Here is a 14,662-nt window from a genome sequence, read left to right as displayed (position 1 = left end):
GGCGCAAGGCAGCGCTCGTTGCTCCTGAATAGAAGCAATGACTATGGCCAAAGCCAACGAGAGCCCGTTATCCAACCAGCCGCTGTCTGAGCCCAGTTGGGAAGCTGGTGTACGCCGAACCACCAAAGACAGTCGGTTACTGGCCTTGAGTCCGGAACCGGCAACGACAGGTGAGCGGGCGGTGGACGTGAATTCCTGGATTCGACGAAAAACCGACGGCTGGCTGGATTTACAGCATGGCAACTTGTTGTTCGGCGCTGAGTTTTCCTTGATGTTCTTGAGCTTGAGTTTGTTATCCATTGGTTTCTTGGGGTTTGGTCTTATGTTCGCAGTGGGACCGGATCATTTGGGCAACTGGGATTGGGAGGCGCCATTGTTCATGCTTGTCGGAAACCTTCTGGTCTCTCTGCCTTGGGGGCTGTACATGCATTTCCTGGGCAATAAAGCCGTGAAAGAAACGCCTCCGGTGAGGCTGAACCGGCAGCGCCGGAAAGTGGCTATGCCACGCTGGATAGAGGGGAAGGCATTCAAGCTACCACTTTGGAATGAAAATGCCGCCGGATTTGCTTACATGCTAATTGCTTTCACAATCGCCGCCACTCTATATGCTCCTGTGGGCCTCAAAAACAATCCTCCAGAATATGTCCAAAGTGTACGAGATTATTTGCTAATAGCTTTGGTAATCGAAGTCTTAATGGTCGGAGTCTACCTCTATTTTGCCCTCCACCTAAAGAAAAAACATGACCCCAAACTCGTCTACGAAATCTACCCCTGGGAAAAACTGGTCGCCTATATTGAGACGAAACAAAACATCGGCCCTAGCCTGATGGCCACACACACGGTGCTCACCTTGGCGATACCAAAACCCGACGATCCGGAATCGGCCTTGGCCGCAGCCAGCATCAACGTAGGTCATGAAACAGCTGGCTTGGCCCAGTGGGAGTGTATTCGCCAGTTCATGGAAAACGGCCCCGAGGCCTGCCCGGATCCGAAAGAAGATGAAACCCTGGCCCATTACAAAGCCAAATGCCGCCGGGCACGAAAAGAAATGCCTCTGCTGCCTTGGCTGAGCAAGAAGGTGGGCGACTGGTTCTTCCAGCGCTATCTGGCCCACATCATCACCGAACGGCGCATCAAGACCCTGGCCCTGAAGAGCTTGCCAGAAGAATTGAAGGCATGGTCCGCGCCTTTGCCCAAAGAGCAATGGGCCAAATCATCCGAGGCGCTGCAGAGCCTGAATCAACAGCTCACCCGTGCTTACGATCGTGGTCTGAAGTTTGCTCAGATGGGGCCTGTGTCTGAATGGCAAGCGGGTCGTGAGGAGAAGAAACAACAAAAGCGGGGGAGAGGTCGTTTCCGGGCCTGAATATCACTCGCGCAAGGAGAACCATGCTGACAGGGGCCTCGATTTCCTCACTCGAAACCCTAACGCCGCAACTCAGCCTCCGGCCGATTCAGCAGCGCAATCAGCGGATTCTTCCTGAACACATAATCCCGCAACAGATAACCCAACAACAAACCAAGCGCAAAGCCGCTCAAGTGGGCCACCCAGGCCACACCGCCTTGGCCAGAGAACATGCCAAACAGATTGATCAGGCTCCAGATCAGGAAGTACCAATGGGGCGCGAGTTTCTTCTGGTAGACAAAGAACATGAAGGTCAGGCTGGCGTGGCGGAACCACATTAAGTAAAGGCCGAATAGCGCAGCGATAGACCCGCTGGCCCCAACCAACAGCAGTGGGCCTTGGCTACTATTGAAGAACAGCCATTCTGCCAAAGCCGCTATAACGCCGGCGAATAGGTACAGTGCCAGAAAGGCTCCGTGACCAAGGGCGTCTTCCAGGTTGTCCCCTATGATCCACAGAAAATACATGTTGCCGGCCAAATGCATGAAACCGCCATGGATGAACTGGTAGGTGAGGAGCTGGACGGCAAAATGTGCAGGGCTCTGATTTTCAGAATTGAATCCCCAGTATGCGAACACCCAGTCGTTAATTTCAGGGGAGAGCAGGCCGGCGATAAACACGATACTGCATAGTGCAATTAATGCCCGGGTGACCCAAGGCGTGCGGTGGGGCTTGATGTTGTATTCCACGGGCATGGCTGTAAAAAACTGAAATAGCCAAGACTTCCAGTTCACTTTTTCATTGAGATTGTTCAAAGCCCGTTTCAGTTCCGGGGAGTGCATCACTTGGTCGACTTCGTGCTTATCCAGCCAGACGCCGTCGCAACTCGGGCAGCAGTCGATTTCGGTCGTGTAGTGTTTCAGCAGTTGGTAATGGACCATGGAAACCCGGCAGCGTCGGCATTGTCGGTCGCTGGTTCGTAAAGCAGAGCCTAAGTGTTGCTCATGGTCGTAGTGGTCGATGTGGTCATGCCGGTTAGCAATGGCTTGATTCAGCGCACCGTCTTCAAACCACATGCCGTGACAGTGCCGGCAGTTAAAGATCGATGGATTACCGGTGGCCACCAGAGCAGAGTTGGAGCATGAAGGGCAGTTATAAGCACGTGTTCTAGGCATGAGGTCCCTGTTTCCCTTAGCGGGAAGCACTCTGTCCGGTAAGACGATTAACAACAACGACGGTAGCAACTGCAAGGGCAGACTTTATAACGCCCCCGAGCAAGAACGGCAGAACGCCCTTCAGGAATGCAGCAGTTGGCCCGATGGTAAAGGCGAGCCATATCCCACCAAAGCCAAGGCATACGGCGTGGCCCAACAGCATCGCGAGGAACGCAAGCTTGAGGTGTTTTGTGTTCCACCCACGTGCAAAGAGTAAACCAACAAGAGCAACGGCCAAGGGAAAGGCAAAGAGGTAGCCTGCTGTTGGTCCGAAGAAGTAATCCAGCCCGCTTCCGCCACCCGCAAGAACCGGTAGTCCCACAGCACCGAGCGCCAGCCATAAAACCGTCGAAACAGTGCCCAGCTTCCAGCCTAGTACCCCGGCAACGGTCAACAGCACGTAGGTTTGCGCGGTGATAGGTACCGGCACCATGGGGATTTCGATGTACGAGGCGATGGAAAGGCACACCACGGCGATGCCGATAAGCGCCAGCTTCCAGCCTGCTGACAGAGTATTTAGGCCAGCGGGACTGGTATTACGGCTGGATTCAGACATTATTTTTCTTACCTTATCTAGAGCGCGGGATTTTGGTTTAGAACTCTAGCGGAGTCGGCTTTTGGGAGCCAATAAAATTGAAGGAAAAAGACGCGCTGCCCTTGGTGCCTAGATGCAAAAGAAAAACGTAGCCAGCCGTTGTTAAGGGGCAAACCTGGTATCAGATTTGTGAATGTGGATCATGCGTTTGGGAAATTGGTATTGCCGGTCATTCAGTCGCAAGGTATCGGTCTGCAGTATATTCTTTAGGAGAAATGACGATGACTGACATTATCCATGTAACCGATGTCGATTTTGATCAAGCTGTTTTGCAGAGTGGCCAGCCCGTGTTGGTGGATTTTTGGGCGCCGTGGTGTGGTCCATGTAAAGCGATAGCGCCTCTGCTGGAAGAACTGGCCGAGGAGTTTGATGGGCAGTTGACCATTGCTAAAGTAAACGTTGATGATAGCCCGAAAGCCGCTGCCAAATTAAGCGTTCGGGCGATCCCGACTCTGGCACTCTTTCGAGACGGTGCAGCCATTGCTCGACAAACTGGTGCTGGCAGTCTGAGCGAGCTTCGTACCTTTGTAAAAGGTAATTTATAAACGTCTACATAAACCCAACCGGGGTTACCGTTAATGAAAACCCAAGAGCTCCAGCTGCTCTATATTTTTGATGCCATCATGACAGAGCGGTCGGTGACTCGAGCGGCTGACCGCCTCTCCATGACCCAACCCGCCGTGTCGAATGCGATTTCCCGAATGCGCCAGATCTGGAACGACCCGGTGTTCGTTCGCAAAGGCAGAAATATTGAGCCCACATCCTACGCTTTGAGCCTCTGGGACCAGGTAGGCGGGCCCATGTTTTCACTGACGAATGCCGTGAGTGCCACGCAGTTCGACCCTAAAACCTCTCAGCGGAAATTCCGGCTGGCGGTGACAGATGTCATTGCAGAGATGGTGTGGCGGCCTCTGGTCAAGCTGCTTGAACAAGAGGCGCCGGGTGTCGATGTCTATGCCGTGCCCTATACGCCCGAGGGCACCCATGGCGATCTTCGGGAAGCGAACGTCGATTTGGCGGTGGGGATGTTGCAGCAGCACGACCACAGTTTGCGAAGCACTTGGCTGTTTGAAGGTGGGTTCGTGCTGGCGATGCGCGAAGATCACCCCCTTGCCGGAAGGCCCATCACGTTGGAGGAATTTCTGGAAGCCCGTCACTTGCTGGTGACTATGTCCGGAGATGTTCACGGGTTTGTGGACAGCTATCTCGACCAGAAAGGCCAGAGCCGCCGAATTGCGGCAACGGTCAACCAGTTTTCGATTGCCCCTGAACTGTTAAGAGAAACCAATCTCATCGCCGCAGTGCCTGAACTGATCAGTCAGGATTGCGGCTTCATTAACGGACTGTGGATGAGCGAGCTCCCGTTCAAAGTCGATCCCACCAGCCTCTACTTAATCTGGCATGCCCGTCACGATCGAGACCCCGGGGTCATCTGGATGAGGAGCCACCTTGAGCGACTCCTTCAGGAGCGTTGGCAAGAAATTATGACAGCCTCGCCGTGTTCTTCTCAGTGAGTTTCAGGTTCTGGGGTCGGTTAAGGCCGGTTTTTTGAGCTATGAAAACCTTGGGCAGGCCTTATTTACGCTTTCTAGACAATTGGTCTAATCCCCCTTAGAATTTCACCATGGAAGCAAAAGTAGCAACTCAAGATGTGCGCAGCCACATTCTCGACACCGCCCAGGTCATCATCAGTGGCAAGGGCTTCAGTGCTGTGGGATTAAATCAGATTCTGCGGGCTGCCGGAGTGCCGAAAGGTTCCTTTTACCACTATTTCGGCTCCAAAGAAGCGTTTGGTGAAGAGTTGCTCAAGAGTTATTTTGCTGATTACCAAGAGACACTGAATACCGTACTGTCACGCCCGGGCCTGACGGGCGCCGAGCGCTTGATCAGATACTGGGAGACTTGGTTGGAAACCCAATCGGCCTGTGACCCGAAAGGAAAATGCCTCACCGTTAAGCTGGCTGCCGAGGTCAGTGATTTGTCCGAAGCCATGCGAGCTGTTTTGGCTCGGGAAACGTCCCGGGTCGTTGCAAGGTTAGCGCAGACGGTTTCAGAGGGTATGGCTGATGGCTCCTTGCCAACGTCTCTGAATGCCACGGTAACGGCTTCAACTCTGTACCAGTTATGGCTGGGTGCGAGTCTGCGCAGCAAGATAACACGCGATCGCGAGCCCATGGAGTGCGCGCTGGCGGCAACCAAAGAAATGCTCGGCCTTTAAGTCGCGTTGAATCTAACCCGGTTGCCGAAGATACAGAAGACGGCCGGTTTCTGACCCTCGTATCACCAGCAGTGATGTGAAGGATACGACCTCCGAATTATTCAAAATCCCCCTGCCCACCAATAATAGCCATTCCTCCGATATTGCTCGGTTAGATCCATTTAAAGGAATGCGTCATGAGTTCTCGTAGTGGCAACTTTCTCGATTGTCTCGATGTCAGTGCGCAACAGGGTGGAGAAAGTGAGCGTGCCCAGCGTTGGCATAAACCGGCAACCTTTGTCGTCGAGAATCCGGCAGGCGAAAAACAGGTGGTGAAAACTTATCCCTCCTTTGTTTTTCCACTGACGCAATACTTTCGAGCGCTGGCCAGGCACGAATACAGAATGCTCAAGGCCGTTGAAGGCCTGTCGTTTACCCCCAACGATGTGTACCGGTGCACGGACCGCCACGGAGCCATTCAGTATCGGCACGTTGACGGAGTGCCGCTAAAAGAGCTGGGGAAGCGAGGTGGTGTTCCGGAAGACTTCTTTGTGAAGCTTGATGCCTCGGTGCAGCAACTGCACAAAAGCGGAGTGGTTCATTTCGATCTGGGTAACTCGGGCAATGTGTTGTGTGGAGCATCAGGCGACCCCAAGATCATCGATTTCGGGTCTGCGGTGTTTTTCCGTTTATTGCCAGGAATCGCCGGGGACTGGGCTCGCAAGAAGGATCGGATGGGTGTACTGAAGCTCTGGTATCGATTTGATCGGGACAGCATGCCCAGCACAGCGCAGGCCTACTACCGAGCGAATTACCGGAAAAACATTTATACACCCAAGCGCTTTGTGAAAGCGTTGAAGCGGAGCTTTTTGAAGCCTGCCCGGGCGTATGAAGATGCGTTGCCGATGGCGGCTATTTTCGGGTTGTTTTTTGGGCTGATGGCCTTAGTGTCGATGTTCTAAGCCGAGAGAAGGCTGCAGGGCGCTTCAGAGTGATGATATTTTCTTAATGAGTGTAGACGACTGGTCTAGTCATGTTTAGACTGAAAATCAACATTGAAAAGAATAGGCTGACCTGATCAGCTTTTTATTTATTTGGCCACTAGACGACTGGTCTAAGAGTGAGGTGTTATGAATAATTTTGAGTTCTACAATCCAACGCGCATCGTGTTCGGCGAAGGCACGATCCAACGTCTTGATAAGCTGGTACCCGAAAACGCGCGGGTGTTGCTGTTGTTCGGCGGTGAAAGTGCCAAGAAAACCGGCACCATAGACGAGGTCAAACAGGCTCTGGGCGACCGACACATTGGCGAGTTTGGTGGTATCGAACCAAACCCGACCTACGAAACTCTGATGAAAGCGGTCGCTGTGATTGAGCAGGACCAGTTCGACTTCTTGCTGGCCGTTGGTGGCGGCTCGGTGATCGACGGCACCAAATTTGTGGCTGCTGCGGTTGGTTTTGACGGTGATCCTTGGAGCATTCTGGAAAAGCGGGGGCGGAATATCACCCACGCCATTCCGTACGGTTCTGTATTGACGTTGCCGGCAACCGGTTCCGAAATGAACAATGGCGCGGTCGTGACCAACAAGGCGCTGCGAGACAAACTGCCGTTCTCCAGCCCGTTAGTTTATCCCGCGTTCTCGATTCTGGACCCAGTCAAAACCTTCACGCTACCAGCGAAGCAGATCAGCAACGGGGTTGCCGATGCATTTACCCATATTGTCGAGCAATACCTGACTTATCCGGCCAATGGCATGGTTCAGGACCGCTTTGCAGAAGGTCTGCTGCAAACGCTCGTTGAGATCGGCCCGAAAGTATTGGAAGACCCGGAAAACTACGATCTGAGAGCGAACCTGATGTGGGTGGCCACGCAGGCACTGAATGGTTTGATTGGCGCTGGCGTGCCTCAGGATTGGGCAACCCATATGGTCGGCCACGAATTGACGGCGTTGTATGGCATTGATCATGCCCGCACCTTGGCCATTGTGCTGCCAGGCATGCTGGATGTGCGTCGCGAGTCCAAAGCTGAAAAGTTGCTACAGTATGGTGAGCGGGTCTGGAACATTCGCGAAGGCTCGGATGAAGAGCGTATTGAAAAGACGATTCAGGCGACTCGTCAGTTTTTTGAAAGCTTGTCTATTCCGACCCGACTGCCAGATTACGGACTCGATGAAAGCTCCATCGACGACATCATCGGTCAGCTTGAACGCCATGGTATGACGAAGCTCGGTGAGCACGGCGATGTGACGCCGGATATCAGCCGCCGTGCCCTTGAAGCCAGCCTGTAGCGGAGGAGAAAAGATCATGGAGAATGCATCGTTGAAAAATCGTCAGTGGGTTTTGAACCAGCGTCCGAACGGCGCCCCAACGCCCGAAGATTTTAAACTGGTAGAGAGCGATATCCCGAGCCTGAACGAGGGTGAGATACTGCTGAAAACACGCTACTTGTCGCTGGATCCGTACATGCGTGGCCGAATGAGCGACGCGCCGTCCTATGCGCCGTCGTTGAACATTGGCGAGGTGATTGTTGGCGGCACCGTTTCTGAAGTGGTTGAATCCAGAAACCCGAAGTTCGCCAAAGGCGACCGGGTGCTGGCTGGTAGCGGATGGCAGGAATACGCCGTATCCGACGGCACCGGTCTGATGTCTGTTGAAGGCCTGCCCGAGCCTTCCTACGCTTTGAGTTTAATGGGCATGCCCGGTTTCACGGCGTACCACGGTTTACTGAACATTGGCGAGCCAAAACCCGGTGAAACCGTTGTGGTGGCTTCAGCCAGCGGCGCAGTGGGATCGGTGGTTGGCCAGATCGCAAAACTGAAAGGCTGCCGGGTGGTGGGTATCACCAGTGGTGGCGACAAGCAGCAGTACGTAAAAGATACCTTGGACTTTGATGTGAGCCTCGACAGGCATTCGCCGAATTTCGAGGCGGAACTTGCCGAAGCGGCACCGGATGGTATCGATGTGTATTACGAAAACGTGGGTGGTGCGGTGTTCGATGCTGTGTTGCCGTTGCTCAACGATTTTGCCCGCATTCCGGTCTGTGGCGTGATCGCCCACTACAACGCAACGGAACTGCCGCAGGGGCCGGACCGCGTGCCCATGCTTGCAGGTATGATTTTGCGAAAGCGGATCAGGATGCAGGGCTTCATCATCATGGACCATTACGAAACCGGCTACGCGCCTTTCGCCAAAGAAATGACCCCATGGCTGCAAGCGGGCCAGATCCGTATCAAGGAAGACCGGGTGCAAGGTTTTGAAGCCGCCCCGGAAGCCTTCATCGGCCTTCTGGAAGGTAAGAACTTCGGCAAAGTGGTGGTGGATTTCGGGGCCTAGCCTTCACTATTCCGACCCACAGACCCATTCAGATCAGGTGAGGAAAGACTATGAACGTATTAATGGTACTGACATCCCATGATCAACTCGGCAACACCGGTGAAAAGACTGGTTTTTGGCTGGAAGAGCTGGCAGCTCCCTATTACGTGTTCAAAGACGCGGGGGCCAAGGTGGTTCTGGCGTCACCCCTGGGGGGCCAGCCGCCGCTCGATCCGAACAGCAATCAAGAAGACGCGCTGACCGAAGCCACGGATCGCTTCGAAGCTGATGCTGAAGCCATGGCCGCATTGGCCTCGACCGCCAAACTGGCGGATGTATCGCTCGAAGACTTCGATGCTGTGTTCTATCCGGGCGGCCACGGCCCGCTGTGGGATTTGGCGGAAGATCCAACGTCCATTGCGTTGATCGAAAACGCGATCAAGGCGGGCACGCCGGTAGGGACGGTTTGTCACGCCCCGGGCGTGTTGCGCCACGTCAAAGGCGAAGATGGAAAGCCTTTGGTGTCCGGCAAAAAAGTAACCGGGTTTACCAACACCGAAGAAGCCGCCGTTGGTCTGACCGACGTGGTGCCGTTTCTGGTTGAAGATATGCTGAAAGACAACGGTGGGCAGTACAGTAAAGGAAGTGACTGGCAGTCATACGTGGTCACCGACGGCTGGTTGGTAACCGGTCAAAACCCGGCGTCTTCGGCGGCGGCTGCAGAAGCCTTGTTGAAGTTGATGGCCTGACGCACTCTTCTGTGAACCGGACTGCGGGTTGGCGGCCAGTGCCGGGTAACCCGCAGTGAACATCGCCGGGTATTGGCGTATCATCCTCGGTTCAAAGCCTTTCAATGCCTACAGGAGAGCATAATGATCTGGACTGTCTACCTATCTGGTGAAATTCACACAGACTGGCGTGAGCAGATTGCCGCCGGTGCTGAAGCCGCTGGCTTGCCGGTAGAATTTGTGTCTGCCAATACTGACCACGAATCCAGCGATGCGGCCGGTGATTTTCTGGGCAAGCCAGAGAACAACTTCTGGCGCGATCACCAGTCTTCCAAGGTGAATGCAATCCGCACCAAGACCCTGCTAGAGCAGTGTGATCTGGCGGTAATTCGCTTCGGCGACAAGTACAAGCAGTGGAACGCCGCGTTTGATGCCGGTTATTGCGCTGCCATGGGTACGCCTTACGTGACGCTACACGATGAAACCATTGTGCACCCGCTGAAAGAAGTGGATGCCGCGGCTATGGCATGGGCGCAAACGCCGGAGCAGGTCGTTGAGTTGTTGAAGTACGTTACCGCGTAATTGCTGCTCCTTTGGAGCCATGCTAACAGGACGTTTTGAGGCAAAGGATCATGCCACTTTTCACCATCCGACCTGCCAGAGCTTGGGCGCTGGCAGTCGGTCTTATCGTTTTTCTTGGTTCGTGTTTATTCCCCTCGTTAACCAGAGCGCAGCCTCCGGCTATTCCGTTGGCGAATGTGTACCAGCAAGGCGTTGACCTTCAGGCCTATTGGGTCAGCGAGAAGCTGGATGGCGTGCGTGCCTATTGGGATGGTGAACAATTCTGGTCCCGGGGCGGGCACGTTTACGCGGCCCCGCCGTGGTTTACTGAGCGATTCCCGGATCACCCTCTGGACGGCGAGTTATGGAGCGGGCGAGGGCAATTCGCGGATCTATCAGGCGTGGTTCGTAAACGGCAGCCGGTTACAGAAGAATGGCAGGCTGTGCGTTTCCATGCCTTTGACCTTCCCATAAAGAACACTCCGTTTACTATCCGCTATCAGCGATTGAAGGGGTTGGTGGAAGAGTCACGTTCGCGCTTTCTGGTGTTAGTTGAGCAGAATCCAATCACCCGCCATAGAGATTTGATGGCGCAGCTAGAGGCAACCGTTGCTGCTGGCGGTGAAGGGTTGATGCTGAAGCGAAAAGCTAGCCTCTACCATGCCGGTCGTTCGGATGATTTGCTCAAGGTGAAAACCTTTCAAGATGCCGAAGCCGTGGTCGTTGGCCACTGGCCCGGTAAAGGCAAGTATCAGGGCCTGATGGGCGCGTTGGAAGTGGTGCTTGCGAATGGCCGCCGATTTCGTATCGGAACAGGGTTCAGCGATGCCGACCGGCGGATCCCGCCGTCGCTCGGGGCAACGGTGACCTTTCGCTATCGCGGGCATACTGCAACCGGCTTGCCCCGTTTTGCCAGTTTCCTCAGGGTTCGGAAAGACGAGCCTGAAGCGGCTCAATAAACTGCCGGCGTCAGTGTTTCAAAGCTTCAGGACGCTCGGCGAGCTCTTCTAAGGTGCGATATTCACACGCCTTAGTCGCCATAAAGCTCTGAGCTGAATCCGTCAGGATGTTGTCGTCGCGCATGAACCGGCGGCCTAGCAATACCGGGTAGGAAAATCGTCCTCGATCTGTCAGGGAAAACTGGGTTTCGTGCAAGTTGCCGGAAATGCAGAACTCCATGTTCACCACGTATCGACGTTGCGAAGGCGCGCCTTTGCGCTTGATCAGTACGGTACGGTGCACCGGGCGCTCGAATTCCAGAATCACATCTTCGTGGTTTAGCTTACCCTCGCTCGGCTGGTCTTCATGGTCCCCTAGAGGCAGCTTGAATCTGACCCATTCCTCATCGTTTTTTTCAAAAGGTTCTACATCGACGGCATGCAGGGAGGAGGTTTTAGCTCCGGTGTCGAGCCTTGCCTTCAGCTTGACTTCGGTGTCGTCCATCACCACCCATTCCACAAAACCAAGCACTTCGGGGTCATTCGTTGAGCTATCCGATGACGTGGCTGCGAGAGTGCCCGTGATGGAGAACATACTCATCAGGGTGGTGATCATTAAGGCAGAACGCATTCATCAACTCCTGAGCTTGAACGGTATTAGATTGTATTCGTGAGTGACTCGTTGTAAGGCTAGCAGCATTGTTCTGATAGGAAGGTTGCGACGTTATTAATAATAGTTGATGTCGCTGGATCGTTACGGTCCGAGTGTTTGCTTTGCGCGCGCAGAAAGGCCGCATATGAGCCATATCGGAAGTTGGGGAAGAGCGTACACTGGCAGTATAACGAGGAGACGTTCATGGTGTTATCGGTGTCAGCTGAAAAAGTTCAACAACACATTTCGGCCATCGCCAGTGGGTTTTTAGGCGATTGGCTGGAGGCTCGTGGTAATGGGCTGGCAGTGCCCATGACGGCGTTTGCCGGTGGCCAGGCGTTGGATGTGTCTAAGCCGGAGGTGGCTGATCCGGGCTCAACGGTGTGCCTGTCCATTCATGGTTTGATGGAGTTGGAATCAGTTTGGGATTTCCCCGACCGGGGCGATGAGCATTACGGCACTCAGCTGGCGCACGCCATAGGAGATGCCACACCGGTGAAGTTGCGTTTCAATTCAGGGCGACCGATTTATCGCAATGGTCAGGACCTGGCTGACCTGATAGAACGGTTGGTGGTGAACTGGCCTGTGGCCGTAAAACGCCTCATTCTTTTGGGGCACAGTATGGGCGGCTTATTGATCCGTAGTGCCTGCCATTACGGTTTGACGAAAGGCCACCGATGGGTCGGAGCATCACTGGACTGTGTCTACATAGGTTCGCCCCATGATGGTTCCTGGCTCGCGATTGGTGCCCATAAAGCGGCGGCTCAGTTGAACAAAATCCCCAGAGATTACGTGAAGGTGGTGGGTGAGGTGATTGACCTGCGCAGCGAAGGTATTCGAAACCTCTCGCGTGGCGAGGTTTTTGAACCTGGCACCGATGAACAGCCCTTGTTGTCTGGCGCGCGCCACTTCGCTGTGAGTGGGTTGTTAGTGAAAGGTGAACGTCATCCGGTGAATACCTGGTTTGGCGATGCACTGGTGCATCGGTCCAGTGCTCATGGGGCTCGCAGGAAGGGTTGGGAATTGAACGCCAGCGCGAATTTCCCAGGTGTGGATCATGTCCGTCTGGCTCATCATCCGTTAGTGAGCAAACAACTACAGGAGTGGCTGGTATGACCCATATGAATGATAACCTGCAATGGTGGCGTGGCTTGGCGGATGTCCTCGGCCACGGTGTGCAGCATGGTGCGGAGCAGCTCAAACGTGTGCATTTATCGGTTGCGGATGAGACCTTTCAGGTGCTGGACACGATCCCGGTGACCCGCCCCGCAAGCCGCATAGTCAGGGCTTGCCACCACGGTATTTCTACGCTGAGTTATGCCAGTGTGTCACTGGCCGGGCGAGCGGTGGTTGGGCTGGCGGGTGTTACGCCCAGAGCAGGTAGCGCCGCTCAAACAGGTGACGAGAGTATGAATAAAACTTAGTCAGGAGGTAACCCAAGCACGCGATTTTCCTTGGTAGGGTGAAAGCACTGAACCAAACCACGGAGGAAACGTGTTATGAGTTATAAACCTCATGTTATGTGCGTCACAGTTCTGAGCGCTGCTGTACTGACCGCACCGGCCGTTTGGGCGCAAGACAATGCCAGCCGTGACAGCTCCGGCCCGTATATCAGTGGTAGTTACGGTGGCTACAAGTCTCATGGCGGAGACTTTGATGATGAAAACGATATGCTGGGCGCCGGGTTGGGATACCAGTTTAACGAGTTTTTCGCGCTGGAGGCCGAGTATATCGACTTTGGTAACTTTGGTGACGACGAAGTGGAAGGTAAGCTCAAAGGTGTCGGGCTAAGTGCTATAGGTCGCTTGCCCTTAACCCAGAGCTTTGGTGTGTATGCCAAGGCCGGTGCCTTTGCTTCCGCGTTTGATGTAGACGCGTTCGATGATAGTGAAACGTATGACGAAGTGAACCCGTTTGTGGGCGCTGGTGTGGACTTCCGTGTGACGCAACAGCTCACCGCCTTTGCGGAATACAACCGCTATAACGTAGACATTGATAAAGACGATTTTAACGGTCAAGTGAACAACAGTGGTCCGGACTTTGATACCGGTCGGGTGGGTCTGAAGTTCCAGTTCTGATCCGATAACGTTAAAAAAAGGCGCAGCCGAAACCGGCTGCGCCTTTTTTGTTACTGCTGGTTTTCCAGTTCGCCAAAGGTGTCGGCAAACAGAGCGGTGGACAAGTAGCGCTCGGCCGAGTCTGGCAGAATCACCACAATGTTCTTGCCTTTGTGTTCCGGCTGTTGCCCCACACGGACGGCTGCAGCAACAGCGGCTCCGCAGGAAATACCGCAAAGGATGCCTTCTTCCTGCATCAAGCGATGCGCCATGGCCATGGCATCTTCATTGGATACTGCTTCCACCTGATCCACCAAGTCCATATCCAGGTTGCCCGGAATAAAGCCGGCACCAATGCCCTGGATTTTGTGGGGCGCTGGCTTCGGTTCCTGTCCGCCTTTTACTTGGCCAATAATCGGCGAGTCGGTCGGCTCCACCGCGACGGTGGTAATCGCTTTGCCCTGAGTGCTTTTGATGTAACGGGAGACTCCAGTCAGGGTGCCACCGGTGCCTACGCCAGCAACGAACACGTCAACTGCGCCGTCGGTGTCGTTCCAGATTTCCGGGCCGGTGGTGTCTTCGTGAATCTTGGGGTTGGCCGGGTTCTCGAACTGCTGGGGCAGGAAGTGGTTTTCGGGATCGGCTTCCACCAGTTCTTTCGCCTTGGCAATGGCGCCGGGCATACCTTTCGCTGGCTCGGTCAGTACCAGGTCTGCGCCTAGCGCTTTCAGTACCTTACGACGCTCGAGGCTCATGGATGCGGGCATCGTCAGCACTAGCTTGTAGCCACGGGCGGCGGCCACGTAGGCGAGGGCAATACCTGTATTACCGCTGGTGGGTTCAACAATGGTCATGCCGGGTTTGAGCACGCCACGTTTCTCGGCATCCCAGATCATAGCTGAACCAATTCGGCATTTGACCGAGTATGCCGGGTTGCGGCCTTCAATCTTTGCCCAAATGGTAGCCCCATCGTTGACCCGGTTCAGTTTGACCAGCGGGGTGTTACCGATGGTAAGGGAATTGTCGTCGTAGATACGTGCCATGCTTTGCTCCTGGTGTCTGG

The 14,662-nt window shown here is 54.4% G+C and carries 17 protein-coding genes; 13 read left to right on the top strand and 4 right to left on the bottom strand.

Annotated elements, in window-relative coordinates; all coding sequences use genetic code 11:
* Positions 1 to 43 precede the first annotated feature (43 nt).
* On the top strand, positions 44 to 1,366 hold the full coding sequence (locus K5L82_RS13390) for a hypothetical protein (RefSeq protein ID WP_223134484.1): 1,323 nt from the start codon (positions 44 to 46) through the stop codon (positions 1,364 to 1,366).
* A 59-nt stretch (positions 1,367 to 1,425) separates the two neighbouring features.
* Here the strand turns inward: K5L82_RS13390 and K5L82_RS13385 are convergent, their stop codons facing one another.
* Complete coding sequence (locus tag K5L82_RS13385; RefSeq protein ID WP_223134483.1) at positions 1,426 to 2,520, bottom strand: rhomboid family intramembrane serine protease; 1,095 nt, start codon at positions 2,518 to 2,520, stop codon at positions 1,426 to 1,428.
* Positions 2,521 to 2,536: 16 nt separating this feature from the next.
* Complete coding sequence (locus K5L82_RS13380) at positions 2,537 to 3,115, bottom strand: biotin transporter BioY (RefSeq protein WP_223134482.1); 579 nt, start codon at positions 3,113 to 3,115, stop codon at positions 2,537 to 2,539.
* Positions 3,116 to 3,375: 260 nt separating this feature from the next.
* On the opposite strand from K5L82_RS13380, the gene trxA reads away from it, so the two are divergent.
* The 9 genes from trxA (at position 3,376) to K5L82_RS13335 (ending at position 10,911) form a co-directional block, all read left to right on the top strand.
* Positions 3,376 to 3,699, top strand: a complete 324-nt coding sequence (gene trxA / locus K5L82_RS13375) for a thioredoxin (RefSeq protein ID WP_133007118.1) — start codon at positions 3,376 to 3,378, stop codon at positions 3,697 to 3,699.
* Positions 3,700 to 3,732: 33 nt separating this feature from the next.
* Complete coding sequence (locus tag K5L82_RS13370; RefSeq protein ID WP_223134481.1) at positions 3,733 to 4,668, top strand: LysR family transcriptional regulator; 936 nt, start codon at positions 3,733 to 3,735, stop codon at positions 4,666 to 4,668.
* A gap of 110 nt (positions 4,669 to 4,778) precedes the next feature.
* Entirely contained in the window at positions 4,779 to 5,372 is a 594-nt protein-coding gene (locus tag K5L82_RS13365; protein ID WP_223134480.1) for a TetR/AcrR family transcriptional regulator, read from the top strand.
* 176 nt (positions 5,373 to 5,548) lie between these two features.
* Positions 5,549 to 6,313 carry a hypothetical protein gene (locus tag K5L82_RS13360; protein ID WP_223134479.1) on the top strand — a complete coding sequence of 255 codons (765 nt, stop codon included), beginning with the start codon at positions 5,549 to 5,551 and terminating at the stop codon, positions 6,311 to 6,313.
* Positions 6,314 to 6,481: 168 nt separating this feature from the next.
* Positions 6,482 to 7,639 carry an iron-containing alcohol dehydrogenase gene (locus tag K5L82_RS13355; RefSeq protein WP_133007122.1) on the top strand — a complete coding sequence of 386 codons (1,158 nt, stop codon included), beginning with the start codon at positions 6,482 to 6,484 and terminating at the stop codon, positions 7,637 to 7,639.
* Between the two features lie 16 nt (positions 7,640 to 7,655).
* Complete coding sequence (locus K5L82_RS13350; protein ID WP_223134478.1) at positions 7,656 to 8,684, top strand: NADP-dependent oxidoreductase; 1,029 nt, start codon at positions 7,656 to 7,658, stop codon at positions 8,682 to 8,684.
* 50 nt (positions 8,685 to 8,734) lie between these two features.
* Positions 8,735 to 9,412: a type 1 glutamine amidotransferase domain-containing protein gene (locus K5L82_RS13345; protein ID WP_223134477.1), complete on the top strand. Its 678-nt coding sequence runs from the start codon at positions 8,735 to 8,737 to the stop codon at positions 9,410 to 9,412.
* A 123-nt stretch (positions 9,413 to 9,535) separates the two neighbouring features.
* Entirely contained in the window at positions 9,536 to 9,973 is a 438-nt protein-coding gene (locus K5L82_RS13340; protein WP_133007125.1) for a YtoQ family protein, read from the top strand.
* Positions 9,974 to 10,023: 50 nt separating this feature from the next.
* Positions 10,024 to 10,911, top strand: a complete 888-nt coding sequence (locus K5L82_RS13335; RefSeq protein ID WP_223134476.1) for a DNA ligase — start codon at positions 10,024 to 10,026, stop codon at positions 10,909 to 10,911.
* Positions 10,912 to 10,921: 10 nt separating this feature from the next.
* Here K5L82_RS13335 and K5L82_RS13330 read toward each other — a convergent pair whose 3' ends face one another.
* Positions 10,922 to 11,521: an ATP-dependent zinc protease gene (locus K5L82_RS13330; RefSeq protein ID WP_133007127.1), complete on the bottom strand. Its 600-nt coding sequence runs from the start codon at positions 11,519 to 11,521 to the stop codon at positions 10,922 to 10,924.
* 225 nt (positions 11,522 to 11,746) lie between these two features.
* Between K5L82_RS13330 and K5L82_RS13325 the strand changes: the two genes are divergently transcribed.
* From K5L82_RS13325 to K5L82_RS13315, 3 genes are all read left to right on the top strand, one after another.
* Positions 11,747 to 12,658, top strand: a complete 912-nt coding sequence (locus K5L82_RS13325; RefSeq protein ID WP_223134475.1) for an esterase/lipase family protein — start codon at positions 11,747 to 11,749, stop codon at positions 12,656 to 12,658.
* On the top strand, positions 12,655 to 12,966 hold the full coding sequence (locus tag K5L82_RS13320) for a hypothetical protein (RefSeq protein ID WP_223134474.1): 312 nt from the start codon (positions 12,655 to 12,657) through the stop codon (positions 12,964 to 12,966). Before K5L82_RS13325 ends, K5L82_RS13320 begins: the two co-directional genes overlap by 4 nt.
* A gap of 75 nt (positions 12,967 to 13,041) precedes the next feature.
* Entirely contained in the window at positions 13,042 to 13,620 is a 579-nt protein-coding gene (locus tag K5L82_RS13315; protein WP_223134473.1) for a porin family protein, read from the top strand.
* A 50-nt stretch (positions 13,621 to 13,670) separates the two neighbouring features.
* On the opposite strand, the gene cysK is transcribed toward K5L82_RS13315, so the two are convergent.
* A complete protein-coding gene (gene cysK, locus K5L82_RS13310; protein ID WP_223134472.1) occupies positions 13,671 to 14,642 on the bottom strand; it encodes a cysteine synthase A in 972 nt (323 codons plus the stop codon).
* Positions 14,643 to 14,662 lie beyond the last annotated feature (20 nt).

Origin of the sequence: Marinobacter sp. AL4B (assembly GCF_019916045.1) — a bacterium.
GTDB lineage: Bacteria > Pseudomonadota > Gammaproteobacteria > Pseudomonadales > Oleiphilaceae > Marinobacter.
Note: the sequence above shows the minus strand (reverse complement) of the source record. Positions and strands in the feature narration are given on the sequence as shown.